Below are 25,900 nucleotides of genomic sequence, written 5' to 3'. Positions count from 1 at the left end.
GTTTGGAGCAGATGTCACGCATTCTGCAATTTTGACAGCGTCAATTGGCAACTGTTTGAAGCCCGTATAAAGACCGGGCTTCCAACCCGATCACTCGACTGATTTGAACAAGGCGGCCACTTTGCGTTTGGGCTTGATGTTGGCAGAAATCGATGAGCGAACGGTTTTAGGACCGATCGGCTCCCAGCTGGGCGGCGTGTCCGAAGTGGGGGCTTCGTAAGGTTTCTGGAAAAACGGGTCGCGGTTGATCGGTGCAGGGCGGAAACCACCACGGCGCTCATTCGGCGTGTCCAGCGCGTCACGGGGGTCATGCTCTCTGCGACGGCCTTCAAAAGCACGCGCACGGGGGCGGTCCTCGGCACGCTCACCCCATTTTTCAGGCGCGGGGCCTGTGGGTGGAGCGGTCTCGAGTTGCAGTGTTTCAACCTCAAGCTTTTTCTTGATCAGCTTTTCGATGTCAGCCACCAAGCGGGTATCCGAGGGGCTCACCAAGGTCACCGCCAAGCCCGAGGCACCGGCACGGCCCGTGCGCCCAATGCGGTGCACATAGTCTTCAGCGTTGTAGGGAACGTCAAAGTTGAACACGGCTGGTACATCCTTGATGTCCAGGCCGCGCGCGGCCACATCGGTACAGACCAACAAATCCACTTCGCCTTTTTTGAAAGCTTCCAGGGCTTTCAGACGCTCATCCTGGCTCTTGTCGCCGTGCAGAGCTGCGGTTTTCAGGCCTTCGCGTTCCAGGGAGCGAGCCAAACGGCCGCATCCGAGCTTGCTGTTCACAAAAATGAAAGCCTGCTTGATGCCCCGGTCGGCCAGCACTTTGCGAATCACGCGGCGCTTGTCATCGTCTTGCGCCGCATAAAAACGCTGCTCCACGGTGGAGGCGGTTTCGTTGGGCCTGGCCACCTCGATGGTGACCGGGTTTTGCAGGTAACTGCCCGCTAGGCGCCTGATCTCGGGGGAGAAGGTAGCCGAAAACAGCAGCGTGGTGCGCTGTTTGGGCAAGAAACTCAAAATCCGCTGCAAATCGGGTAAAAAGCCGATGTCCAGCATGCGATCGGCTTCGTCCAGCACCACATATTCCACCTGGTTGAGCACCGCGTTTTTGGCCTCGATGTGGTCCAGCAAACGGCCCGGCGTGGCCACCAGCACTTCAACGCCTTTTTTCAGCTCCAGGGTCTGGGGCTTCATGTCCATGCCGCCAAACACCACTGTGCTGCGCAACTGGGTGTATTTGGCGTACAACTTGATCTGCTGAGCCACCTGGTCAGCCAGCTCACGTGTCGGCAGCAACACCAGCGCTCTGACAGGGTGCCGTGCAGGGGATGTGGAGGGGTTTTCGTGCTTGAGCAGCCGCTGCAGCAAAGGCAGCGAAAAGGCCGCCGTTTTACCGGTGCCCGTTTGGGCTGCGCCCATCACGTCCTGGCCCGTCAACACCACCGGAATGGCTTGGGCCTGGATAGGGGTCATGGATTCGTAGCCCATTTCGGCTACGGCTCGTGCCAGCGTAGGCGCCAGCGATAAGTTTGAAAAAGAATCGGTCATTAACCCGTGATTGTCGCATTTTGGGCCGGCAGGCCCCATTTCAGGTTTTGGGCAGGGTCACGCCCACCTGCCCTTGGTACTTGCCGCCACGGTCTTTGTAGCTGGTTTCGCACACTTCGTCGCTCTCCAGGAACAGCACCTGGGCACAGCCCTCGCCCGCATAAATCTTGGCTGGCAGGGGTGTGGTGTTGCTGAATTCGAGGGTGACATAACCTTCCCATTCGGGCTCAAAGGGGGTCACGTTGACGATGATGCCGCAACGGGCATAGGTGCTTTTGCCCAAGCAAATGGTCAGCACATTGCGCGGAATCCGGAAATATTCAACCGTGCGGGCCAGCGCGAAACTGTTGGGCGGGATGATGCAGACGTCCCCCTCGATGTCCACAAAACTGCGTTCATCGAAATTTTTCGGGTCAACCACCGTGCTGTAGATGTTGGTGAAGACCTTGAACTCAGGCGCACAGCGGATGTCGTAACCATAACTGCTGGTGCCGTAGCTCACGATTTTTTCACCCGCTGCATTGAGGCGGACTTGCCCAGGCTCAAACGGCTCGATCATGCCGTGCTGCTCAGCCATGCGGCGGATCCATTTGTCGCTCTTGATGCTCATGGTGTGCCTTTGTGTGAATCGCGCTATTTTAGAGGGCTTACTTGGGCATCCGGGCCCAACCCGGGCGGCAGATCATCGGCCAACCCGTCCGACAACGCCCTGCACCAGGTAATTCATGTTCAGGATCTGGGCATCGGTCAAGGCTTGTCCGGCTGGCAAAACCGCTTTGCCTTCGTTGTCGGTGATCGGACCCGCAAAGGGCAGAAGCTTGCCCGTGCCGACCGCCTTTTGCCTGGCCAGGATTTCATCCTGTACAGCCTTGGGCACCTTGGGGCCAAAGTCGCCCACCCGGACCATGCCATCCTTGACGCCACACCAAACATTGCCTGAAGTCCAGGTGCCTGCCCTGACGGCTTTCACACGTGCCGTGTAGTAATCGCCCCACTGGTGGGTCACGGCCACGATCTGGGCATCCGGCCCCACCTTGCGCATGTCGGAATGGTAGGCCACAGCCATCTTGCCGCGTTCTTGCGCTGCCGCCATCACTGCCGTGGAACCGGTGTGAAAAGCAATCACATCCACCTCTTGGTTGAACAAGGCCATGGCCGCTTCGCGCTCTTTGGGCGGGTCAAACCAGGCGTTCAGCCAGACCACCTTGACGGTGGCTTGGGAGTTGACCGAGCGCATGCCTAAAGTGAAAGCGTTGATGCCTTGCAGCACCTCAGGTATCGGAAAACCCGCCACATAACCGGCCACATTCGACTGCGTCATGCGACCAGCGGCGATGCCGGCCAAAAAACGGCCCTCGTAATAACGGGCGTTCGATGCCGCCACGTTGGGAGCCGTCTTGAAACCGGTGACCGATTCGAACTTCACGTTCGGAAACTCTTTGGCCACCTTGAGCGTGGGCTCCATGTAGCCAAAGCTGGGCGTGAAGATGATTTGGTGCCCCTGTCTGGCCAAGTCGCGAATCACGCGCTCGGCGTCAGCGCCCTCCGGCACATCGGCCACAAACGTGGTCTTGACCTGATCGCCCAAAGCTCTTTCGACAGCCTGGCGACCCTCGTCGTGCTGCCGGGTCCAACCCGCCTCGGTGATGGGCGAGACATAGACAAAACCGGCCTTGATCAGCTCAGTGGATTTTTTGGGAGTTTGGGTTGGCGTTTGAGCAGGCGTCTGTGCCTGTACGGCGGATAAGAAAAAGCAGGCGGCCACGAGCGTGGCAGCGAGGTTTTTATACATGGTAGTCCTCTACATGGCCCCGATGATTGAACAAAACAAAGCCCGCCGGGGCGGCGAGCTTCTAATCTGATTTTACATGGCCGCTTTATCCGGATCAGTCAGCCGCATCATGTAAAGCCAACAGCAAATCATGAGAACAGGACGGCGTGTGAAAAACTCAGACCAGCACTTGCTGGTCCAACGCTTTGCTCCAATGCAAAACCTCCACGCTCTGGCGCAGACCGCAAGTCCAGAAGGGGTCAGTCTGCATCAGTTGATGAACACTTTCTTTGGACTCGGACTCAACGATCCATAAACCACCTTTGGGCACCTGACCAAGCTCCTCGCGCAAACTGCCAGCCACGCGCACTTGCGCTTGGTGTGCACCCACCCAATCAATGTGGACTTGCAAATATGCGGCACGCAAAGCGGCTTGATCGGGTCGATCAGTGAACAAAACGACAAACAACATGTTCAATGCTCCGCAATTCAAACGCTGGGCATCCAACCGGTTCTCAAGGCATGCGCCCAATCCGGTCGTTCACGCTTGTCTGCCAAAATCGCCATGGATTCATGGTCGTACGCCACGCTGATCAATTCACAACTCCAGTCCCCACCCGATTTTTCGACCACCGCATAACGCGCATCGGGGCTGCCGTTCTCTATGCGGTGGAACTTGGAAAACGGGTAAGGGTGATCGTCCTCGTAAGCAGGCAAACCGACACTTCCCGGATTGATGATGAGCAGATTGGATCTCAAACGAACCGTCCTGGGAACGTGACTGTGACCGCAGGCTAGCAAGGTGATGCTTTCCGGAACAAGCCCCGCCAAACGCTCTTCAATTTCTGTCACGTTCGCCAATCGGGCAGACTCGCCTTCGGGTGTTTCCAACAAGTATTCGATGTCGCTGCGAGGACTGCCGTGACACAGTGCCACATCATGGCCCAAATGTTCAGGCCAAAATTTTGCGCTGTGCAGCCGGGGGTCCGCTGGGTCAGCGTGCGACGCCAACCAATTTTTGACAAACGGATTCAATTGACCCGATGTATATGCATCCGACAAATTTTGACGCTCGACCGGTAAGCGCAACACCTGCCGTTCATGGTTACCTGCGACATGCAGCCATGGCAAATTTTGAAGTCGGTCTGCGGTCTCAAGGGGAAGCAATGGGCCACTCAAGCTGTCACCCAGATTCACCACACACTGAATTTCTCGATGACTCATGTCGGCAATCACGGCGTCTAAAGCAGCTAAATTGCCATGAATATCTGAAACAAATGCCAATCTCATCACGCCCCCTTTGGGTATGTTTCAAGCTTGCCTGGCAAGCCAGCGTCGACCTGCTGGCGTCAGTCTGTATTTTTGAAACCGACTTTGGGGCTTATCGGGCACCGTCATCTCCAGAACGCCCAAGGCCAAAGCCGTTTGCTGACAGTGGACACGGAAGTGTTTTTCGCCTTTCAAGCCCAACGCGCTCATCAATTCAATGCGGCTCATCTCGCCATTGAACAGCTTCAACATGCGATCCACTTCGGGGGTGACTTGGACTTGGGCTTGTTCGCTCTGCCTCTGCCCCTGCCCCGCCCTGAGCACCTTCAAATACCCGGGGTCAAAAGGGAACTCCATCCACATGTCGAAGGGGTGATAACGCAGCACTGGCTTGGGCGTGCCCGCCGCCGCGCATGCTGCAAAAATTCGCGAACCTTGTTGGGCAAGTCTTCCAGCAGCTTGGCCACACCTGACAAGCCCACCACTTGCCCCTTGCCCCTTGTCACTCACCCCAAGCAGCAAGCGTCCGCCTTGTGCATTGGCAAATCCGCAAACCCAGCGCAAGCAGTCACCGCGCCAGGCTTCTTTCCATTCTGTGTGTTGGGATTCTTGCTTGAGCATCTCGCCATTTTGACAGGCAAAAACTCAATCTTGCTCCGCAAACCCTTGAAAACACGCTTTCAACTCATGCATCCAGCGGTGCTTGTCTGCCTCGGGCGCAAAGCTCGCCTCGATGCTGTTGGCTGCCAGTTTGTAGGCCTGTTGCGCGTTCAGGTGTAGGGCGGAAAATGTCTGCAGGTAGTTGTCGTTCAGATAGCCACCAAAGTAGGCCGGGTCGTCCGAGTTGACCGTCACGCAAAGACCGGCATCCAGCATCTGGCCAAGGTTGTGATCGGCCAGGCTTTTGAACACGCACAACTTGAGGTTGGACAGCGGGCAGACCGTGAGTGGCATCTGGCTGTAGGCCAGCCGCTTCATGAGGGCTGCATCGTGGATGGCTTGCACACCGTGGTCGATGCGTTCCACTTTCAAAACATCGAGGGCACTCCAGATGTAGGCGGGTGGTCCCTCCTCGCCCGCATGGGCGACGACATGCAGACCCAGCTCACGGGCACGGGCAAAAGCTTGAGCGAACTTCTCTGGCGGGTGACCCAACTCACTCGAATCAAGCCCCACGCCGATGAATTGCTCACGCCAAGGCATGGCTTCTTCCAGCGTGGCCAAGGCGTCTTCTTCGGACAGGTGGCGCAAGAAGCACAAGATCAAATCGGCACTGATGTTCAGCTGCGTATGGGCATCGCGACAAGCACGACTCAGGCCTTCGATCACGCTGGCCATGGGCACACCCCGGGCCGTGTGGGTTTGCGGGTCAAAAAACAACTCGGCCCGCACCACATGGTCGGCCTTTGCTTTCAAAAAATACGTCCACGCCATGTCGTAAAAATCCTGCTCATGCAGCAGCACGCTGGCACCAGCGTAGTACAGGTCCAGAAAGCTTTGCAAGTCGGTGAATGCGTACGCATTGCGCAGCGCCTGCACGTTGGCATAAGGCAGGCTAACGCCGTTGCGCTGAGCCAGGGCAAAGATCAACTCAGGCTCAAGTGAGCCTTCGATGTGAATGTGCAACTCGGCCTTGGGCATGACGCACAACAACTCGGGCAATCGCTCCGGGGAAACGGCATGGACTTTGAACATGGTCACTCCTTGAAAAAATGGGTGCGGATGGTGGCTTCGTCCAGTTGCGCAAAAGGGGTGTTATGCCGATCCGTCAAAGGTCCACCGCCCGGGATGACGTCACCTTTTGGACCGTAACCGACAGCCTTGAATTTCCACTGACCGTTGATCCACTTGAGGTTGCCCACATGCAGGCCTGATGGGTTGTGCAGCGCGTAAATGCCATCGTTGATACGAACCAGGAGGGATGGGGTCATGTCTTATTTTGCACGCACAACACCTGATAAAAACTATCTTTTTGCATAGCCCTAACAAGACGCCATCCCAAAGCGTGGTTTGCCGACCTGTCTGCGGGTTCTTGTCGCTCAAATTACAGGCCAACTGGCGCTTTGTGCAAGCATGTGCATTTGACAGCTTGCAATCAAGCCTACCGGAGATTCAATGTTCAACGTTGCCAAACCACTGATCGCTTTTTTATCCACCGTTTTACTCACCTTCGCCACGCCTTTGCTGGCGCAAACTTTCCCGAATAAACCCATCCGGATCATTGTTCCTTTTCCACCGGGTGGTGGCAACGATGTCATTGCGCGGGTGGTGGCTCAGAAACTCAATGAACGACTTGGCCAGCAAGTGGTCATCGACAACAAGTCTGGTGCGAATGGCATTGTCGGTTTGCAAGCCTTGATGCAATCGCCAGCAGATGGCTACACCCTGGCAGTGGCAGCCGCAGGCCCGATGGCGGTGAACCCCAGTTTGTATGACAAATTGCCCTATGACCCCCTGAAGGATTTCGCCCCCATCACCAACATGGTGAACTTTCCCCTTTTGTTGGTCACGCACCCCTCCGTTCAAGCCAAAACAACGCTGGAGTTGATCAGCCTGGCCAAATCCAAACCCAAGCAACTGTTTTTCGCGTCCCCAGGCAGCGGCAATTCAGGTCATCTGGCCGGGGAACTCTTCAACTCGATGGCCAACGTACAAACCGTCCATGTGCCCTACAAAGGTCAAGGACCGGCTTTGTCTGATTTGCTGGCCGGGCAAGTCCAGATGCTCTACAGCAGCATTCCTTCCGTCATCAACCAAGTGAAATCAGGCCAGCTCAAAGCCATTGCGGTCGGCAGCGCCAAGCGGGTTCCCTCACTTTCTGACATTCCCACCATTGCAGAAAGCGGCTTGCCGGGCTACGAAGCCTATTCGTGGGTCGGCATCGTGGCACCCGCGAAAACTCCCAAGGAAATCGTGATGCGGCTCAACCGTGAAATTGTGGACATTCTCAAACTGCCCGATGTGGCTGAAAAACTGAACCAGCAAGGCGCTTTGCCGGTGGGTGACACGCCCGAGCAATTTGCCAGTTACATCAAAGATGAAATCGTCAAATGGGGGGCAGTCGTCCGCTCGGCCAACATCAAAGCAGACTGAAAGACAGACCATGAAAAAATCCACCGACAAGAAATCTTTGACTCAAGCCAAGTCGGAGGGCTACAAGGCCGGCTTGGCCATGCGCAAAAAAGTTCTGGGCGATGACTACGTCGAGCGCTCATTTGCCAACGCAGATGACCTGAACATGCCATTTCAAGAACTGGCCACTGAATTTGCCTGGGGCAAGGTCTGGACTCGTCCGGGTCTGACACTGAAAGAGCGCAGTTTGGCCACGCTGTCGATGTGCATCGCCTTGAACCGTCCAGCCGAAATCAAGATTCACTTGCGAGGTGCTGTGCGCAACGGCGTATCGCGTGAAGAGTTGCGCGAACTCATACTGCACTCATTTCTTTACTGCGGGGGCCCTGCCGCGCTGGACGCTTACAAGGCTGTGCGCGACGAGTTGCCCTTGATCGAAGCCGCAGAAAAAGCAGCCCGTAAACCACCAAGTGCTTCAAAAACCAAACCCGTGAAAAGCCCAGCTAAGGTCAAAGTCAAGCTCAAGACGTGACCGGTTTTTTGGCCTTTCGCTTGACGGAGCCGATGCCCGCCATGGCAGACATCACCTCTGCGGTCGACGCGGTGTCTTCCATCGCCAAGCCAAGGGCCATGGCACTGGTGTAGATGGCGGCGCAGGTCGAGAACAGGGGTGTCGGACAGCCCACTGACTTGGCCATATCACCAATCACCTGCATGTCTTTTTGCCAAACCTCGACCTTCATGGTGGGCGGGCTGTACTGGCGATCCAGCATCATGGGCATGCGCAAACGCATGACCCCCGTGCCCAGCACAGGGCTGTTGCCAAACAGCTTGAGGACCTCTTGAGGGTCAAGCCCCATTTTGCGGGCCAGCGTCACGGATTCAGCGTAAGCCACGTTGTAGATGGCGACCAAATGGTTGGCGGCAAACTTCATCTTCGTGCCGTTGCCATAGGCCCCGACATAAGACACCTTGTCCGTGAAAACCTGCAAGACAGGCAAGACCGCGTTGTACGCAGTTCGCTTGCCACTGACAAAAAATGTCCAGGCGCGCTCCTTGATCCGAACGGCAGTCCCGCTGATGGGGGCGTCCAAGGTGGTGATGCCGAGTTTACGAAGGGCTTTGGCGCAAGCGTCTTTATCGTCCATCGGCAATGTGCTGGTCTCGATGACAATCGGAGGGCGGGCCCATTGTGCGCGTGGTACAGAAGCGATCGATTCGGTCACCTGTGCCAGCGCACGGGAAGTCGATAAAGAAACAATCAACACGTCCGACTGACCCGCCACATCGGCTGCACTGCTCAAAGACAAACCGCCTGCACGCTTCAAGCGTGCCTTGGCTTTGGTATCAATGTCGAAACCGCAAACTGTGTAGCCTTGCTTGAGCAAAGCCTCGGCCATGGTGCCACCCATGATGCCCAAACCCAAAATACCCACACGTGGCAAAGCAGGCTTTGTTTTTGTCGAAACCGTCATGGCATCACCCGGCTACCAAGCCTGCAGCTTGGATGCCGGCAATGCAAATTAGCTCATCCTCATCGCCCGTGCCACCACTGGCGCCTGCAGAACCCAATATGCGTCCCTCTGCATCCTTGATCAGGACAGCACCAGGCTGAGGCAAGAACTTGCCTTCAGCTGTCGCCGCCAATGCGATGAAAAAGTTGGGGTTGTCTTTCGCCCTTTCGGCCAACGCTCGGCTGGACGATCCCATGCCGACTGCTCCCCAAGCTTTGCCCCGCGCAATGTCAAAGCGAAACATGCTGGCGCCGTCTTCACGTGCAAAAGACACCAACTGGCCGGAGGCATCGAGGACAACAATGCCCATGGGTTTATAGGATGCAGCCCGAGCTGCTTTGATGGCGCCTTGCATAATTTGCGTGGCTTGATCCAGAGTCAGATTTGTCAAGAGCAGCTTTCCGAAGAGTGGTAACAAGTTGGGCCAGATTATCAGAACCCGGCTTTGGGCCTGTCATCTCTTTTACAGCCAAAAAAGTCTCATCCCTGGCGAGCCATGGCCGACGCATCAAACCAACCGCTCCACCCCGCGTGAATAACGCACGCTCTTGTTGATGAAGGCCTCGTGCTGCTCTTCAACCTTGTCCAGCTCGTACAGATAATTGACCATGATGCCAGCTGAATGCTGCAGGCCTTTTTTGGACAAGTCAGCCGCCCAATTGATCTGGTGCAACGTGGCTCCGTTGCTCAGGTGGAATTTGCCAACAGCATCGCCCCGGGGTTCAGGTGTCTTGAACATCAAGTACAGCGAGCACAAACGCATGAGGGCGGCTTTTTCAGCCTCGTCACAACGTTCAGGATGCCAGCCGGTCTTGATGCGCTCAGCCCAGCCCATGCTGCCGACTGCAAGGCTTTTTTGCGCCTCTTGCCATTTGCGCATTTGGGCAGGGCTGAGCTTTTCTTCGGGCAGGGGCGCGCCTGCATCCAGCCACTGGGTGAAGCCTGGAATGGGTGACAAAGTGGAAAAAATTTTGAGTGAGGGAATTTCCTCAATCAATTTTTGCGCCACCCGCTTGATTAGAAAATTGCCCAATGACACGCCCTTCAGGCCGGGCTGGCAATTGCTGATGGAGTAAAAAATGGCAGCCTTGAAACTTTTTGGCTCGCCCACCTGCGCCTGTTTGTTGATGAGTCCACCAATGTCTTTGGCGATGCTAGGCACCAATGCCACCTCCACAAAAATCAAGGGCTCACCGGGAAGCTGCGGGTGAAAAAATGCAAAGCAACGGCGGTCCGGCTGCAAACGGCGGCGCAAGTCGTCCCAGCCGTCGATGGCGTGGACCGACTCGTGCTCGATGATCTTTTCAAGCAGCTGCGCTGGCGAGTTCCAGGTGATCTGGTGCAACTCGAGAAACCCGGGGTTGAACCACGAACTGAGCAAATGGTGCATGTCCGAGTCTGCAGCCCGGAATGCCGGGTGGTCTTTCAAATAAGACAACAAGGTCTGCCGCATTTTCAAAATGGTGGCGGTGCCCGCAGGGGCCCGGTTCACGCGCCGCAACAGCTCTTGCCGAGGTGGCTCTACGGTCTGAAACAAGTGGATCAGACTGGACTCATTGCGCTCGTTGTTGTAGCGGTTGGCCGCGTCCACGACCAGCGTCGGGTCCGGATTGAACTCACTTGACAGGTAATTGAAAAAATCAGTCTGGCTGCGCTTGTCCAGATGTTCGTAGCAATCGATCAGCTTGATGGCCATGCTTTGCGCATTGGACTCACCCCGAGCACTGAGCAATTTTTTGGCCGTCAGCTTGGCCGCATCGAGTTTCTTGTTTTGGAGAAAACGTTCCAGCATGGTGGCCCCTTCAGGCGCGTTAAGGACGACGATCCAGTCAGAATTTGCGCATGGCTGGCGTATCAAAGCTTACACGCTGGCTGTGGCACTTTCCAGATAAAAAAACACACCCAGCTTAAATCAGGCCGACTGAAAGTCACCCCGTTCCATCCACCAAGACACTGCAAACCCAGCCACCAGGCCCCAAAACGCCGCACCGATGTTGAACAGCCCGATATCGGCCACCGTGACCAGCAGGCTGACCAATGCGCCGAGCGAAAACCTGCCTGCGCCAAATGAGGCCACAAATGCGCCTTGCAACACCCGCAGCATGGCCAAACCACCCAGCACCATGATGAACTCTTTGGGTGCGGCCAGCATGAGACCGGTGAAAGTGGGTGCCATCAAGCCGAACAACAGGGCCAGCACGCCAAACATCAACGCCCCGCTGTAGTGGCGACTTTTTTCACCCGACGAAGTGAGCAAGCCATTGGTGGGCCCCGTCAGGCAGGTGCTGACCGCGCCAAACACCGCACTCACGGCCGCGCCCAGCCCGCAGGCGACCGCGATCATGTTGACCGGTGGCTCGTGTCCGGCGTTCTTGAGCACGGCCACACCTTGGCCGTTTTGCACCACCATCACCGTGATGGTCAGCGGAACGACCAGCTCCAGCATCGCTGCAAACGACCACACCGGGGCCTGGATGACGGGCTGCGCCAAAGTCAAATGCCCCACGGCCGAGGCGTCGAGTCGGCCCGACACCGCCACCGCCAAAGCCCCCACCAGCAAAGCGCCGATGACAGGCGGCAAGCGCTTGCCCCAATCGGCCCGGGCCGACAGCAACAAGAAAACAGCCACCATGGGGGCCGCGATGGCCACATCGCTTTTCAGCGCACGCACGATGTCGAGGCCAAAACGCAAAAACACCCCGGCCACCATGCCCATCACGATGGGCATGGGCAGCGCGGCCATGACGCGCTTGACCCAGCCGCTCAGACCCAGCACCAGGATCAGCGCACTCGTGGCATAAAAAGCACCAATCACCTCCGCAAAGCTCAGGTGCTGCAAGGCCGGCCCCACCAGCACCGTGCCCGAGATCGTCCAGCCAAAAGCCAAAGGGGTGGTGTAACGCCAACTCATCAGCAAGCTGACCAGACCGTTGACAAAAAACACCCCGAACACCCAGGACGCCAGCTCTTCTGGTGACAAACCACCGCGCGTGCCCACCGACAAAATGATGGCCACTGGCCCCGTGGCGGCAAAGATGAACCCAATCAAGGCATTGGAGAAGTAGGTGCTGCCAAAGTCTGCGCGGATTTGGCGCCCATTTTTGGGCGCAGCTGCGGGAGATTCCAGATGTTTGAACAAAGCAGGGGCCCTTGTGAAAAGAGAAACTGTGCCCAGCGTATCAAACCCGCCGAGATTTGCCGTCGCCAAGAGGCCAACCGCATAAAAAAACCGCCTGACTTGCGTCAGGCGGCCTGCTGGTCAGAGGGCGATTGCTCCCCGATCAAGTCGGCAATGTCAGGCCCTTTAGATTGCCATCACTTGCCTGGAATCTTGCCTTCCACGCCCTTGACGTAGAACATCACGCCACCCAGGAACTTGTCGTCCGCGACAGCATCCTTGGCCAGCATTTCCTTGCCGGCCTGGTCCACGATGGGACCTTTCCAGATGGAGAAGCTGCCGTCTTTCAGACCGGCCTTGATTTCACCGATGCGCTTTTTGGTGTCTTCGGGCACGTCAGCGGCGACGTTGACCATCTCGATCGCGCCTTCTTTCACGCCCCACCAGCTTTGGCCGGTGCTCCACTTGCCTTCCAGGGCTTCACCCACGGCCTTGACGTAGTAAGGACCCCAGTTGATCACCGCCGAACCCAGGTGAGCCTTGGGGCCGTAGGCGGTCATGTCGGAATCCCAGCCAAAGGCACGCTTGCTCATTTTTTCAGCCGTTTGCAACACAGCCGACGAATCGGTGTTCTGCATCAGCACGTCCGCACCGCCGTTGATCAAAGAGGTGGCCGCTTCGGTTTCTTTGGGTGGGTTGAACCACTCGTTCACCCAGACCACTTTGGTCTTGATCTTCGGGTTCACAGACTGGGCGCCCATGGTGAAGCTGTTGATGTTGCGCACGACTTCAGGGATTGGGATCGAGGCCACGACACCCAGGGTGTTGGTCTTGGTCATCTTGCCCGCAATCACACCCGCCATGTAGGCGCCTTCGTAGGTGCGGCTGTCGTAAGTGCGCATGTTCTCAGCGGTTTTGTAACCGGTGGCGTGCTCGAACTTCACGCCCTTGTTGTCAGCCGCTACTTTGAGCATGGGCTCCATGTAGCCAAAGGTGGTGCCAAAAATCAGCTTGTTACCCTGGGCGGCCATGTCGCGGATCACACGCTCGGCATCAGCGCTTTCTGGCACTTTTTCAACAAAGCTGGTGACCACTTTGTCACCGAAGGCTTTTTCAACTTCCTTGCGACCGTTGTCGTGGGCAAATGTCCAGCCGCCGTCGCCCACAGGGCCGACATAGGCAAACGCGATCTTCAGGGGCTCTGCCTTGGCAGGCGCTGCAGCGGGGGCCTCGGCCTTGGGCGCTTCTTCTTTCTTGCCACAGCCCACCAGTGCGGCGGCAGCCACAGCGGTCAGGGCCACCATCTTGACGATGGAGCGCTTGGAGATGTCGGTCATGTCAGGTCCTTTTGAACAGGGTTACGGGGGTTGGAAAAAAGCAATTATGAACCGGGATAAAAGGGCTTGCCCAAGGAGGCGGGCATGTTCACACGAATCCAGGTCGGGTTGCGCGATATCAGGGCCAGCACCACGATGGTGGCGATGTAAGGCAGAGCCGTAAGCAACTGGCTGGGCACCTCAACGCCCATGCCCTGCAAGTGAAATTGCAGCATCGTCACACCACCAAACAGGTAAGCACCGAGCAAGACCCGTGCCGGACGCCAGGTGGCGAAGGTGGTCAGCGCCAGCGCGATCCAGCCTTTGCCCGCCACCATGCCCTCAACCCACAGCGGGGTATAGCTCACCGAGATGTAGGCACCGGCCAGGCCGCACAAAGCGCCCCCGGTCACCACCGCAGCCAGACGGATGCGTCGCACCGGGTAACCCAAGGCATGCGCCGAAGCTGGCGACTCGCCCACGGCACGAAGCACCAAACCGGTGCGGCTTTTGTACAAGAACCAAACCAGTGCCACCACCAGCAGCATCGCTCCGTAGACCAGTGGGTGCTGTTTGAACAAGGCTGGGCCCACCAGCGGAATGTCGGCCAAGCCGGCGATGGCGTAGTGAGGGCGCTCGGGCAACTTCTCTTGCACATAGCCAATGCCCACAAAAGCCGAGAAACCCACGCCAAATAAGCTCAATGCCAAGCCGGTGGCGTATTGGTTGGTGCCCAGCCAAATGACCAGCACGCCAAAGATGGCCGCCAACACAGCACCAGCGCCCATACCGGCTGCAAAACCCAACCAGTCGTTGCCTGTGTGCACCACGGCTGCGAATCCCGCAATGGCGGCGCACAGCATCATGCCTTCGGCCCCCAGGTTGACCACCCCGGCTTTTTCGTTGATGAGCAAACCCAAAGCGGCCAGCGCCAACACGGTACCCGCGCTCAGGGTGGCTGCGATCAGCAATGCATAAGACTCCATCACACACTCCCCATCTTTTGGGCCACCCAGCGCAGGCGGTAAGCCACCAAAGTGTCACACGCCAACAAGCAAAACAACAACAAACCCTGGAACACGCCCGTGATCGACTTGGGCAAGCCCAGCCGGGATTGCGCCAGCTCGCCGCCGATGTAGAACATGCTCATCAGCACCGCCGACAACACCATCCCCGCCGGGTGCAAGCGCCCGACAAAGGCCACGATGATCGCGGCAAAACCGTAGCCCGCAGGCACGTAAGGCGTGAGCTGGCCAATGGGCCCGGCCACTTCGAGGGCGCCCGCCAAACCCGCCGCCCCACCCGAGGTGAGCAAAGCCACCCACAGCGCCTTGCGCGAAGAAAACCCTGCGTACCGCGCCGCATCTGGTGCCAGACCACCGACCTGCTGGGCAAAGCCCGCCCGCGTGCGAAACAAGAACACCCACAGCAAGCCCGCCCCCACCAGCGCCAACAACAAGCCCCCGCTCACGCGCGAACCGTCCATCAAACGCGGAATTTGCGTGACCAACTCAAAGGTTTTGGACTGTGGAAAATTAAACCCCGCCGGGTCTTTCCAGGGGCCATAAACCAGGTAGCTCAGCACCATGTCGGCCACGTAAACCAGCATCAGGCTGACCAGAATTTCGCTGGCATTGAAACGGTCGCGCAGCAGCGCCGTGATGCCCGCCCACAGCATGCCGCCCAGCACCCCGGCCAGCAGCACCGCCAGCACGATCCAGCAGCCCGTGTCTTTCTCGGCCAACAGCGCCACGCCCCCAGCGCAGACCGCGCCGATGACAAACTGCCCCTCGGCACCGATGTTCCACACGTTGGACCTGAAGCACACCGACAAACCCAGCGCGATCACCAGCAGTGGCGTGGCCTTGACCATCAATTCGCCCAAGGCGTAGCCGGTTTTGATGGGCTCCCAAAAGAACATCTGCAATCCGCGCACGGGGTCTTTGCCCAGCGCCATAAACAGCGCCACACCCAGCAGCACCGTGAGCACCAGCGCCAGCAAGGGCGAGGCATATGTCCACAGACGCGAGGCCTGGGGACGGGGTTCAAGCCGCAGCATGGCGATCTCCTGGTTGGGCCATCACCACAGCAGTGTCCGCATCGGGCCACAAGCCACTCATCCACTCGCCGATGCGTTCCACCGTGGCTTCGGTCCGCGCCACCGAGGGCGACAAGCGCCCCTTGGCAATCACATGCAGGCGGTCAGACAACTCAAACAATTCTTCCAACTCTTCACTCACCACCAGCACCGCACAACCTGCGTCACGCAGCGCCAAAATCTCGGCACGGATCTGCGCCGCCGCGCCCACATCCACCCCCCAGGTGGGTTGGGAAACAATCAGCAGCTTGGGAGAGGCGCTGATCTCGCGCCCCACAATGAACTTTTGCAAATTGCCGCCCGACAGCGACTGCGCTGGGGCGTCAGGACCTGAGGCCTTGACATGGAAACGATCAATGATGCGGCGGGCCTGATCGGCCAACACCCCCACGTGCAGCCAACCACCTGCACCCAGGGCCTCGCTGCGGGTGAGCAGCAGGTTTTGCGACAGACTGAGCGAGGGCACAGCGCCCCGGCCCAGGCGCTCTTCGGGCACAAAGTGCAGGCCCATTTGCCTGCGCGGCACTGGCCCCAAGGCCGCCACTGCCTGGCCCGCCAAGCTGACACTGGCTGCGCCGCATTGCACGCCTGCGCGGATGTCTTCGCCCGACAAGGCCCACATCAATTCTTTCTGCCCATTGCCCGACACCCCGGCCAGGCCCACCACCTCGCCTGCACGCACCTGCAGATTGATGCTGTCCAGGTCTACGCCAAACGGATCTTGTCGCGTCAGGTTCAGCCCCTGCACCGACAAAATCACCTCGCCCGGCGCACGCGATACATGTGCCAAAGCCGGAGGCTCAGCACCGATCATCAGGCGGCTGAGCGAGGCATTTGATTCCTCACGCGGGTCACACACCCCCGTGAGCTTGCCGCCGCGCAGCACGGTGCAAGCACTGCACAATGCCCGGATTTCGTGCAACTTGTGCGAAATGTAAAGCAGGCTGCAGCCCTGACTGACCAACTTGTTGAGCACCACAAACAACTTGTCGACCGCCTGCGGCGTCAACACCGATGTCGGCTCGTCCAGGATCAGCAATTGCGGCTCGGTGAGCAAAGCACGGATGATCTCGACCCGTTGCATCTCCCCCACGCTCAGGGTGTGCACCGGGCGATTGGGCTCCAGGTCCAAGCCATATTCGCTGGCCTTGGCCGCGATGCGCTCAGTCACTTCGATCAGGGTCAGCGACTTGTCCAGCCCCAGCCAGACGTTCTCGGCCACGGTGAGGGTGTCAAACAGGCTGAAGTGCTGGAACACCATGCTGATACCCAGCTTGCGGGCTTCTTGCGGGTTGCGAATGCGAACCGGCTGGCCCTTGAAGAACACCTGCCCCTCATCGGGTTTGACCGAGCCGTAGATGATTTTCATCAGGGTGGATTTTCCCGCGCCGTTTTCTCCCAGCACGGCATGGGCCTGGCCGGGCAGCACGGTGAGCGACACATCCTGATTGGCTACCACGCCGGGGTAGCGCTTGGTGATGCCTTGCAAAGACAAGAGGGGTGTGGTCATGTCGGGGAGATTGGAAATCCAGATAAATCAGATACAAAGTCCGTGCAGCAGGCCTGTGCGATGCCGCCCCGGTGGGTTTGCAAGCGAGGAGATTGCCGCACAATGTACCACCGGCAGGTGCCAGCGCATCCCCGGATTTGCCCCTGCTTTACACCCCACACCGCCTCGAGTTCACCTGCCCTGCCACATGCCCCCAGACACCACATTGACCGAACTTCATGGCTGGCGCGCTGGTCTGCTGTGGTTTCCCGACCCGCAAACCCCCCTCGCCCAACACGAAACAGATGGGCTGCTGGTCACAGGCCGCAGCGCAGACGGCATCGCAAGGGTGGTCGCCATCGGGCCTTATGCCTCGATCAAAGAGTCCTTCATCGACCTGCCCATCACCCACTGGCCAGGGCTGTGTATGGCGCCGGGCTTTGTCGACCTGCACACCCACTACCCGCAAACCGATGTGATCGGCTCGCCCGCCGATGGCCTGCTGCCCTGGCTTGAGCACTACACCTTTCCGCACGAAAAGCAATTTTCAGACCCTGCCTACGCACACGAAGTCAGCGCTTTCTTTCTGGACGAGCTGATGCGCCATGGCGTGACCACCGCACTGTGCTTTGCCACCGCACACCCCGAATCCGTCGATGTGTTCATGGCCGAGGCACAAAAGCGCCACCTGCGCATGATCACCGGCAAAGTGCTGCAAGACCGACACAGCCCCGATGGGCTGCGCGACACCGATACAGCGCTCAGCCTGCGCCAGACCGAAGCCCTGATTGCCCGCTGGCACGGTGTAGACCGACTCGGCTATGCCATCACCCCGCGTTTTGCCCCCACCAGCACCCCCGACCAACTGCATGGCGCAGGCGAAATCGCGCAACAGTTCCCTGATGTGTGGATTCAATCGCATGTGGCCGAAAACATCGACGAAATCCGTTGGGTGCATGAACTTTTCCCCGAGGCACGCAGCTATCTCGACGTTTACGACCGCGCAGGCCTTGTGCGCCAGCGCGCCATTTATGCACACTGCATCCATCTGGACGAAACCGACCGCCGCCACATGGCAGAAGCGGGTGCAAGCGCCGCTGTCAGCCCCACCAGCAACTTGTTTCTGGGCAGCGGCTTTTTTGACTATGCCGCATCGGATACAGCGGGTCTGCGCTATGGCCTGGCCAGCGATGTGGGCGGTGGCACCAGCTTCAGCCCCTTCCACACCATGCACGCGGCCTACACGGTGGCACGACAAACTTTAGAAATTGCGGGCATCGGCCGCCCCGGCTTCAGCCTGGCACCTGAACACCTGTGGTGGCAACACACCGCAGGTGCCGCCGCTGCACTGGACCTGGGCGGCAAAGTGGGCAACCTGCTGCCCGGCTGCGAAGCTGACTTTGTGGTGCTCAACCCCAAGGCCACGCCCCTGCTGGCGCGCCGCACGGCACAGACCGAAACACTGGCCGAATGGCTGTTTGCCATGATCGTGCTGGGCGATGAACGGCTGGTGGCGCACACGGTGGTGCAGGGACAGGCCGTGTCAGACAATAGAGCATGACCGCCGACAACGAGCACCCCATCATCGACCCCAACCTGGCCCAGCGCGAGTCCGTGCGTCGGGGCATCGCCAAGTTTCAGGAACGCCTGCAGGCTGCAGGCCACGCCTTCCGAGAACCCCCACCCGAGCCCACATCGTGCTGCGGTCGAGGCTGCAATGGTTGCGTATGGGAAAGCTACGACGACGCGCTGATGTTCTGGTACGAGGATGCTGGGGCCTTGCTGGCCAGTGGCCCATTGATCAAGGTGGCTTGAAACCCTAAGCCATTGACATCGCGGTCTGAATTTCTTTTGCGGTCGTGGGCCGAACCAATCGCCCCACTTCCTGCCCGTCGCGCAAAAAAACCAGTGTGGGCCAGAGCTTGACTTTCAAACTGCGCCCCAGCGCTCGGCCCGGGCCGTCTTCGATTTTGAGGTGCGCCCAATCACTTGATGTAGCCAAGGCCTGGGCTATCAGCGGCTGGGCGGCGCGGCAATGGCCGCACCATTCGGTGCCGAATTCCAGCACCGTCGTGCCGGGCATGGCTTGCACATCGGCCAGGCTGGGGGCCTCGATGGCGCTGAGGTAAGGTTTGAAATTGGACATGGCTTGCATTGGATTCAGCCGAACAAATGGGCCACAGTAGCACGCAACCACTGCAAGCAGGGGTCTTTGTCAAAGCGCGGACTCCAGTGCATGGACACCGTGAAATCGCGCAAGGGCAAATCGGGCTCGATGATGGCCAGCGCACCCGCCTGCGCGAAGCCTTGCGCAAAATTACGCGGCATCAACACCGCCAAGTCGCTGCTGCGCACGATGGCCGGCAGCGACAGGAAGTGGCTCACCGTCAAGCGCAAGCGGTGCTGCCAATGCATCAACTCCAGGATGCGCAAGGTGTCTGCATGGGTTCGCACAGCGGAAAATTCGAGTTCGGCCAGCATGGCGTGCGCGACATCGGGCGATGTATTTTTGTCTTTGTGCAGCTGGTTCCAGCGCAGTGCCACTGGATGCCCCTGACGCATCAGCACCACGTAGCGGTCGCTCAGCAGGGGTTGTTGCAAGGTGTCGGTCACTTCGGGCAAAAAGCCGATGGCCAGGTCCAGCTGCCCGTTGTCCAACGCCGGGCCGATTTTGTCGTGCGCCAGCGGCCTGGCTTCAAGCCGCATGCCTGGCGCGTGGCGTTGCATGGCCAACACCAGCTCCGGCAAAAACCGCGCCTCGCCGATGTCGCTCAAATGCACACGCAGCACACGGACCGAGCGCATCGGGTCAAACAACTGCGAAACATTGAGCGCTTCTTCGATCGTGCCCAGGGCCAACTGCACTGCCTGCGCCAGCCTGTCGGCACGGGGCGTGGGCCGCACACCCGTACCGCTGCGCTCGAACAAGGCATCGCCCAGCACCGCCCGCAAACGGGCCAGACCCTGACTGGCAGCAGGCTGGGACATGCCCAGTAGCTGCGCCGCCAGGCTGACGCTGCGCGTGCGCCACACCGCATCAAACAAACGCAACAGGTTCAGGTCAAGGTCTTTGATATTCATTTGGCGCATACCATTTATTCTCAATATTTTATGCACTTATACGTAAAATGAACCAAGAGTCCGTGCAAAGCATGGCCTACAACGCAAGGAGCTTGTTTTGGAAGTTTCGTTTCACGAAGAAATCAAAGCCCTGCGCATGGGCGAAGGCGAGGTCTTTCATGGCGAAGGCATTCTGGCCATCACCAAGGGCTTGTTGCAATCGGGTGTGAGCTATGTGGGCGGCTACCAGGGCGCACCCGTTTCGCACCTGCTCGATGTGATGGTGCAGGCCAAGCCCTACATGGACGAGTTGGGTGTGCATGTGGAGGCCTGCGCGAACGAAGCCTCAGCTGCCGCCATGCTGGGTGCATCCATCCATTACCCGATCCGCGGCGCGGTGACTTGGAAGTCGATTGTCGGCACCAACGTGGCGGCTGATGCCCTGTCCAACCTGTCATCGCCGGGCGTGACCGGTGGCGTGCTGATCGTGGTGGGCGAAGACTATGGCGAAGGCGCCAGCGTGATCCAGGAGCGCACGCACGCCTACGCCCTCAAGTCAGGCATGTGCCTGCTCGACCCGCGCCCGGAACTGGGCCAGATGGTCAACATGGTGGAACATGGTTTCAGGTTGTCTGAAGCCTCCAACATGCCCGTGATGATGGAGCTGCGCATCCGGGCCTGTCATGTGCGCGGCCAGTTTGTGGCCATGGATAACCTGGCCCCCAAGCTGTCCAAAAAGAACCTGCTCGAAGAACCCGCAAGCTTTAACTACATGCGCCTGGCACACCCGCCAGTGACCTTTGCGCAAGAAAAACGCAAGGTCGAGCACCGCCTGCCCGCTGCACGCCAATACATCACTGAACAAAGTCTGAATGAGCACTTTGAAGGCAGCGATCACCGGCATCTGGGGCTGATCGTTCAAGGCGGCCTGTACAACACCCTCATTCGTGCCTTGCAACAGTTTGACCTGGCCGATGCCTTTGGCGTCACCAGCTTGTCGGTGCTGGTGCTGAACGTGACCTACCCGCTGGTGCCGGACGAGCTGGTGGATTTCTGCAAGGGCAAATCGGCGGTGCTGCTACTGGAAGAAGGCCAGCCCGAATACATCGAACAAGAACTGGCCCTGATGCTGCGGCGCCTGGACATTCAAACCCCTTTGCATGGCAAAGACATGCTGCCCTCGGGCGGCGAGTACACCGCCGAAGTCATGGCCCAGGGCCTGCTGAAGTTTTTGGACCACCACCAAAGCGACGCGGTGCCCGTCGCCACACGGCAGTGGCTGCACACCAATGGCGAGCGCCGCCAGCAAGTGCAAACCCTGTTGGGCAGCCCCGTACCCGCGCGGCCGCCCAGCATGTGCATTGGCTGCCCCGAGCGCCCAGTTTTCTCAGCGCTCAAACTGGCGCAACAAGATGTGGGGCCCGTGCACATTGCAGGGGACATCGGCTGCCATGCGTTGGCCACCTTCGAGCCGTTTTCCTTTGGCCACTCGATTTTGGGATACGGCATGAGCCTGGCCAGCCGGGCTGGCGTTTCACCGCTCATGAAGCGCCGTGTGCTGTCGGTCATGGGCGACGGTGGCTTCTGGCACAACGGCTTGCTGACAGGTGTGCAAAGTGCGCTGTTCAACGGCGACGATGCGGTGCTGCTGATCTTCAAAAACGGCTACACCTCGGCCACGGGCACGCAAGACATCATCAACACGCCAACCGACATCGCCAAAGAACTGGCGGGCGACAAACGCCAAAGCATGGTGCACACCAACCAGACCATCGAGTCCACCCTCAAGGGCCTGGGCGTGCAGTGGCTGCGCACAGTGAACACCTACGAAGTCAGCCAGATGCAGGCGACATTGACCGAAGCTTTCACCACCGAATTTCAGGGCTTGAAGGTGATCGTGGCCGAAGGCGAATGCCAGCTCGAGCGCCAGCGCCGCATCAAGCCCTGGCTGGCCTCGCTGCTGTCCAAAGGTGAGCGCGTAGAACGCGTGAAATACGGCGTTGACGAAGATGTGTGCAATGGCGACCACGCCTGCATTCGCTTGTCGGGCTGCCCAACCCTGACGCTCAAGGACAACCCCGACCCGCTCAAGGTTGACCCCGTGGCTACCGTGATCGACGGTTGCGTGGGTTGCGGCCTGTGCGGTGAAAACGCTCACGCGGCCACACTGTGCCCCTCGTTTTACCGCGCTGAAGTGGTGCAAAACCCCCAATGGCACGAACGCCTGTGGGCACGCTGGCAGGGCTTGGCCACACGCTGGATGCAGCCTGCCTGAAGCCCCACCAACAACCGAGACACAACATGACGCAACCGATTTCAATTTTGCTGTGCGCCCTGGGGGGCGAAGGCGGTGGTGTGCTGGCCGACTGGCTGGTCGATGTGGCCCGCCACGCGGGCTATCCGGCGCAAGCCACGTCCATCCCCGGCGTGGCGCAGCGCACCGGAGCCACCACTTATTACCTCGAGATTTACCCCCTGCCCCACAGCCAGTTGCAAGGCCGCATGCCGGTGCTGGGCCTGAACCCGCTGCCCGGCAGGCTGGATGCGCTGGTGTCTTCAGAGCTGCTCGAGACGGCTCGCCAAATTGGCAACGGGTTGGCATCGGCCGACCGCACCCTGATCATCAGTGCTTCTTCCCGGGCGCTCACCACGGCCGAGAAAATGACCATGGGCGACGGCCGCCGCCCCGAAGGTCCATTGCTCGACGTGGTCGCTGCGCACAGCCTGCGCCACCATGTGATGGACATGGCTCAGCTGTGCCAGCAAAGCGGCACCATGGTCAGCGCCATCATGCTGGGGGCCTTGGCGGGCAGTGGTTTGCTTCCGTTTGAACGTGCCCACTATGAAGCTGTGTTGTCGGGCCCAGGCGCTTCGGCCAAAGCCAGTTTGCGTGGCTTTGCCCTGGCCTTTGACTTGGTGAACCGGCAACGCGAGCAGGCACGCTATGTTGAACATGTGCTGAAACCCGTGCCTTCTGTTGCGGCTGCATCCACGGCGCTGCCAGCAGATGTTGCGGCCAAATTTCCACCTGAACTGCACCCCTTGATGGGCCTGGCACACCAGCGTTTGCTGGCGTATCAGGGCGCTGCCTACGCACAACTTTATGTGCAAAGACTGCAGGGATTGCTGGCCGCAGAGAGCGTTGCAAGCCCGGCAGAAACCAAGCGCCCGGTGACCTTGGAGACCACCCGCTGGCTGGCCTTGTGGATGGCGTTTGACGACATCATCCGCGTGGCCGATCTGAAAAGCCGTGCCAGCCGCTGGACGCGTGTGACGCAAGAGGTCAAGGCCAAAGAAGGCGATGTGCTCAAGGTCTACGACCATTTCAAGCCCGGCGTGCCCGAATTGGCCGCCTTGTTGCCGCAGGGCCTGGCCAACCGGCTGCAGCGCTGGGACCGTGCGCGGGTAGCGCGTGGCTTGGCGCCCTGGGCCATGCCGCTCAAAGTGGCACGGCATGCGCTGTGGGGCATGGCCAGCTTGCGCCTGCTGGCCAGCTTGCGCGTGTTGCGCCCCTACGGCAGCCGCTATGCCACCGAGCAAGCCCTGATCGAAGAATGGCTGGGCGGCATTGAGCGTGCCACAGAGCAGTCCCCTGCGCTGGGACTGGAGCTGGCACGTTGCGGCCAACTCATCAAAGGCTATGGCAGCACCAACGAGCGCGGCAAGGACAACCTGCTGCACATCCTGCGCCATGTCTGCGGACCTGCATCGACCGTACCCTTGGTCCATCAAGCCGAGGCGGTGGCCCGCGTGCGCCAAGCGGCCTTGCAAGACGAAGCCGGTCAGGCCCTCGACCAGGCCTTGCTGCAACACGGCGCCCCGGCCCGTCCAGTCAAAGAGCAACCCGTTCTGTGGATGAAAAATCCTCGGCTTCAAAAATCCTGATGGGGTCGCGACATGGCCCCCAATCCATTCAAGAACATCAAGGAGACGACATGAAAAAAACCTTTTCCTTCACAAGGCGCTTGCTCGGCACAGCCCTGGCGGCATGCATCGTGGGACCCGCTCTGTGCCTGAGCGCTGCAGCCCAAAGCTGGCCCTCCAAGCCTGTGAAAATCTTGGTCAACTTTCCACCAGGCGGTGCTGCTGACCAGATCGCCCGCGCCATTGGCGTGCCTTTGGGTGAAGCGCTGGGCCAGCCTGTGGTGGTGGAAAACCGGGGCGGCGCCAACGGCAACCTGGGCGGTGAGGTGGTGGCCAAATCCCCCGCCGACGGCTACACCCTGCTCATGAGTTCAGGCGGCATGGTGTCGGTCAACCCCCACATTTATGCCCGCATGCCGTTTGACCCGGCAAAAGACCTGGTGCCTGTGGCCTCGGCTGCACGCGTGCTGGTGTTTCTGGTGGCCAAGCCCAATTTTCCAGCCAACACCATCCAGGAATTTCTGGCCTACGTGAAAGCCAACCCAGGGCGTCTGTCGTATGGCTCGGCAGGCAACGGCAGTTCGCCCCACCTGGCCGGTGAAATGATGAAAAGCCAGGCCGGCTTGTTTGCGGTACACGTGCCGTATCGCGGCGCAGCGCCTGCCCTGCAGGATTTGCTGGCCGGGCAGCTCGACTTTTACTTTGACCCCGGCATTGGCCTGGGCCAGGTGCGCGCAGGCAAGCTCAAGTTGCTGGCTGTGGGCAGCATGAAACGCTCACCGCTGTTCCCCAACGTGCCCACATTGGACGAGGCGGGTCTGAAAGGTTTTGACGCCGATTCGGTGTTCGGCTTTTACGCGCCTGCCGGCACCCCTGCCGAGGTAATTAACCGTGTGAACCGTGAAATCAACCGCATTCTGGGCACACAAGCCCTGAAAGACCGCATCCAGAACCTGGGGGGTGAAGCCTTGCCTTTGACGCCTGCTGAATTTGGCGCCCGTGCCGCTGACGACTCCAAGCGTTTTGGCGCCATCATCCGCGAGCGAAAAATCAGCGGGGACTGAACGTCAAACGCCCGCCAGCTCGCGCAGAGCTTGCGGGTTGGGCAAGCCCAGCACGCGCCCGCAACCGCTGATGAGTTGGCGCTCGCGCAAATGACGCAGCACCCGTGAAAAAGTTTCAGGCGCAATGCCCAGTTGCGCGGCAATATTGCGTTTGCGTTCGCGCAGGGTGACCGCCAGACCACCGACCCGCGAATCGGGTTCAGCGTGGCGCAGCAACCATTCGGCGCAGCGCGCATCGGCGTCTTTGGCCAGGCGACTCACACCCAACTCGGTTTGTTGTCGCTGCGATCGGGCCATGTCCATCATCAGGTTTTGCGAGGCCTCGGGCATGGCCTGCACCTGTGCTGCAAAGTCAGTCACGCTCACGTATTGCAAGCTGACATCGGTTTCAGCCACGGCATCAACTGCATGGGGCAAGCCCAACAGGCCTGAGGCGGCTTCCAGCCAGAAAGGTCCGTCCACCGCCCCCAACTGGTGCGTCATGTGGCCATCGGTCATGACCCCCAGCACCACCTTGCCCTGGAGGACATGGACCACGTGGTCCGCGGCATCGCCACGGCGCAACAAAACAGTGCCAGCAGACTGGCTGACAATGGTCTCGGCATCAAGGGGCAAAGAGATATCCAACATGGTGCTGCCGAATGTGCCAGAGCAGCGGGCCAGCAGCTTTGACACACATCAACACCGGGATCAACACCCACAAAATCGGACGGTCACTCT

At 59.3% G+C, this 25,900-nt stretch carries 26 protein-coding genes; 7 read left to right on the top strand and 19 right to left on the bottom strand.

Translation table 11 applies throughout. The annotated features are described in order from the left end of the window. Positions 1-90 precede the first annotated feature (90 nt). The 8 genes from B9Z45_RS01430 to B9Z45_RS01395 all read right to left on the bottom strand — a co-directional run bounded on the left by B9Z45_RS01430 (position 91) and on the right by B9Z45_RS01395 (position 6,516). Positions 91-1,545, bottom strand: coding sequence for a DEAD/DEAH box helicase (locus B9Z45_RS01430; protein WP_108405454.1), 1,455 nt, complete (start codon positions 1,543-1,545; stop codon positions 91-93). 40 nt (positions 1,546-1,585) lie between these two features. After that, the gene (gene dcd / locus B9Z45_RS01425) at positions 1,586-2,155 is read right to left on the bottom strand and encodes a dCTP deaminase (protein WP_108405453.1); all 570 of its coding nucleotides are present in this window, start codon (positions 2,153-2,155) and stop codon (positions 1,586-1,588) included. Between the two features lie 72 nt (positions 2,156-2,227). Continuing rightward, positions 2,228-3,337 (bottom strand): BMP family ABC transporter substrate-binding protein, encoded by a 1,110-nt coding sequence (locus B9Z45_RS01420; protein WP_108405452.1) that lies wholly within the window; start codon positions 3,335-3,337, stop codon positions 2,228-2,230. Positions 3,338-3,494: 157 nt separating this feature from the next. Continuing rightward, the gene (locus B9Z45_RS01415; RefSeq protein WP_108405451.1) at positions 3,495-3,788 is read right to left on the bottom strand and encodes a YciI family protein; all 294 of its coding nucleotides are present in this window, start codon (positions 3,786-3,788) and stop codon (positions 3,495-3,497) included. A 17-nt stretch (positions 3,789-3,805) separates the two neighbouring features. Then, the gene (locus B9Z45_RS01410) at positions 3,806-4,606 is read right to left on the bottom strand and encodes a metallophosphoesterase (RefSeq protein WP_108405450.1); all 801 of its coding nucleotides are present in this window, start codon (positions 4,604-4,606) and stop codon (positions 3,806-3,808) included. Positions 4,607-4,627: 21 nt separating this feature from the next. Then, positions 4,628-5,206, bottom strand: a complete 579-nt coding sequence (locus tag B9Z45_RS01405) for a helix-turn-helix domain-containing protein (RefSeq protein WP_108405449.1) — start codon at positions 5,204-5,206, stop codon at positions 4,628-4,630. A gap of 24 nt (positions 5,207-5,230) precedes the next feature. Continuing rightward, entirely contained in the window at positions 5,231-6,280 is a 1,050-nt protein-coding gene (locus B9Z45_RS01400) for an adenosine deaminase (protein WP_108405448.1), read from the bottom strand. A 2-nt stretch (positions 6,281-6,282) separates the two neighbouring features. Further along, complete coding sequence (locus B9Z45_RS01395) at positions 6,283-6,516, bottom strand: hypothetical protein (protein WP_108405447.1); 234 nt, start codon at positions 6,514-6,516, stop codon at positions 6,283-6,285. A gap of 184 nt (positions 6,517-6,700) precedes the next feature. On the opposite strand from B9Z45_RS01395, the gene B9Z45_RS01390 reads away from it, so the two are divergent. Continuing rightward, positions 6,701-7,678, top strand: a complete 978-nt coding sequence (locus tag B9Z45_RS01390; RefSeq protein ID WP_108405446.1) for a tripartite tricarboxylate transporter substrate binding protein — start codon at positions 6,701-6,703, stop codon at positions 7,676-7,678. A gap of 10 nt (positions 7,679-7,688) precedes the next feature. Continuing rightward, positions 7,689-8,189 carry a carboxymuconolactone decarboxylase family protein gene (locus B9Z45_RS01385; protein WP_108405445.1) on the top strand — a complete coding sequence of 167 codons (501 nt, stop codon included), beginning with the start codon at positions 7,689-7,691 and terminating at the stop codon, positions 8,187-8,189. Here the strand turns inward: B9Z45_RS01385 and B9Z45_RS01380 are convergent. The 8 genes from B9Z45_RS01380 to B9Z45_RS01345 form a co-directional block, all read right to left on the bottom strand. Next, positions 8,179-9,132 (bottom strand): NAD(P)-dependent oxidoreductase, encoded by a 954-nt coding sequence (locus B9Z45_RS01380; protein WP_108405444.1) that lies wholly within the window; start codon positions 9,130-9,132, stop codon positions 8,179-8,181. The genes B9Z45_RS01385 and B9Z45_RS01380 overlap by 11 nt on opposite strands. 4 nt (positions 9,133-9,136) lie before the next feature. Further along, entirely contained in the window at positions 9,137-9,562 is a 426-nt protein-coding gene (locus tag B9Z45_RS01375; protein ID WP_108405443.1) for a heme-binding protein, read from the bottom strand. A gap of 117 nt (positions 9,563-9,679) precedes the next feature. Further along, positions 9,680-10,963: a malonyl-CoA decarboxylase domain-containing protein gene (locus tag B9Z45_RS01370; protein ID WP_108405442.1), complete on the bottom strand. Its 1,284-nt coding sequence runs from the start codon at positions 10,961-10,963 to the stop codon at positions 9,680-9,682. Positions 10,964-11,083: 120 nt separating this feature from the next. Beyond that, positions 11,084-12,310, bottom strand: coding sequence for a benzoate/H(+) symporter BenE family transporter (locus B9Z45_RS01365; protein WP_108405441.1), 1,227 nt, complete (start codon positions 12,308-12,310; stop codon positions 11,084-11,086). Between the two features lie 176 nt (positions 12,311-12,486). Next, a complete protein-coding gene (locus tag B9Z45_RS01360; protein ID WP_108405440.1) occupies positions 12,487-13,626 on the bottom strand; it encodes a BMP family ABC transporter substrate-binding protein in 1,140 nt (379 codons plus the stop codon). 44 nt (positions 13,627-13,670) lie between these two features. After that, complete coding sequence (locus tag B9Z45_RS01355; protein WP_108405439.1) at positions 13,671-14,591, bottom strand: ABC transporter permease; 921 nt, start codon at positions 14,589-14,591, stop codon at positions 13,671-13,673. Further along, positions 14,591-15,664: an ABC transporter permease gene (locus B9Z45_RS01350; RefSeq protein WP_108405438.1), complete on the bottom strand. Its 1,074-nt coding sequence runs from the start codon at positions 15,662-15,664 to the stop codon at positions 14,591-14,593. The genes B9Z45_RS01355 and B9Z45_RS01350 overlap by 1 nt, the downstream gene beginning before the upstream one ends. After that, a complete protein-coding gene (locus B9Z45_RS01345; protein WP_108405437.1) occupies positions 15,651-17,213 on the bottom strand; it encodes an ABC transporter ATP-binding protein in 1,563 nt (520 codons plus the stop codon). Before B9Z45_RS01345 ends, B9Z45_RS01350 begins: the two co-directional genes overlap by 14 nt. Positions 17,214-17,400: 187 nt before the next feature. On the opposite strand from B9Z45_RS01345, the gene guaD reads away from it, so the two are divergent. Beyond that, entirely contained in the window at positions 17,401-18,753 is a 1,353-nt protein-coding gene (gene guaD / locus B9Z45_RS01340; protein ID WP_108405436.1) for a guanine deaminase, read from the top strand. Beyond that, positions 18,750-19,007 carry an oxidoreductase-like domain-containing protein gene (locus tag B9Z45_RS01335; protein WP_108405435.1) on the top strand — a complete coding sequence of 86 codons (258 nt, stop codon included), beginning with the start codon at positions 18,750-18,752 and terminating at the stop codon, positions 19,005-19,007. Before guaD ends, B9Z45_RS01335 begins: the two co-directional genes overlap by 4 nt. A gap of 4 nt (positions 19,008-19,011) precedes the next feature. Here B9Z45_RS01335 and B9Z45_RS01330 read toward each other — a convergent pair whose 3' ends face one another. Together B9Z45_RS01330 and B9Z45_RS01325 are read right to left on the bottom strand one after the other, a co-directional pair. Beyond that, positions 19,012-19,338, bottom strand: a complete 327-nt coding sequence (locus tag B9Z45_RS01330) for a thioredoxin family protein (protein WP_108405518.1) — start codon at positions 19,336-19,338, stop codon at positions 19,012-19,014. Between the two features lie 14 nt (positions 19,339-19,352). After that, a complete protein-coding gene (locus tag B9Z45_RS01325) occupies positions 19,353-20,273 on the bottom strand; it encodes a LysR family transcriptional regulator (protein ID WP_199221813.1) in 921 nt (306 codons plus the stop codon). A 97-nt stretch (positions 20,274-20,370) separates the two neighbouring features. Here B9Z45_RS01325 and B9Z45_RS01320 point away from each other — a divergent pair, with 97 nt between their 5' ends. From B9Z45_RS01320 to B9Z45_RS01310, 3 genes are read left to right on the top strand one after another with little or no spacing between them, the layout of a single operon-like run. Next, entirely contained in the window at positions 20,371-22,527 is a 2,157-nt protein-coding gene (locus B9Z45_RS01320; protein WP_108405433.1) for an indolepyruvate ferredoxin oxidoreductase subunit alpha, read from the top strand. 26 nt (positions 22,528-22,553) lie between these two features. Beyond that, positions 22,554-24,137 carry an indolepyruvate oxidoreductase subunit beta family protein gene (locus B9Z45_RS01315; protein WP_108405517.1) on the top strand — a complete coding sequence of 528 codons (1,584 nt, stop codon included), beginning with the start codon at positions 22,554-22,556 and terminating at the stop codon, positions 24,135-24,137. A gap of 50 nt (positions 24,138-24,187) precedes the next feature. Continuing rightward, entirely contained in the window at positions 24,188-25,180 is a 993-nt protein-coding gene (locus B9Z45_RS01310; RefSeq protein WP_108405516.1) for a tripartite tricarboxylate transporter substrate binding protein, read from the top strand. Positions 25,181-25,183: 3 nt separating this feature from the next. Here the strand turns inward: B9Z45_RS01310 and B9Z45_RS01305 are convergent, their stop codons facing one another. Next, positions 25,184-25,810 carry a Crp/Fnr family transcriptional regulator gene (locus B9Z45_RS01305; protein ID WP_108405515.1) on the bottom strand — a complete coding sequence of 209 codons (627 nt, stop codon included), beginning with the start codon at positions 25,808-25,810 and terminating at the stop codon, positions 25,184-25,186. Between the last annotated feature and the right edge of the window lie 90 nt (positions 25,811-25,900).

The sequence above is a fragment of the Limnohabitans sp. 2KL-17 genome (genome assembly GCF_003063415.1).
Classification (GTDB): Bacteria; Pseudomonadota; Gammaproteobacteria; order Burkholderiales; family Burkholderiaceae_C; genus Limnohabitans_A.
This window is presented reverse-complemented; position numbering and strand designations above follow the sequence as displayed.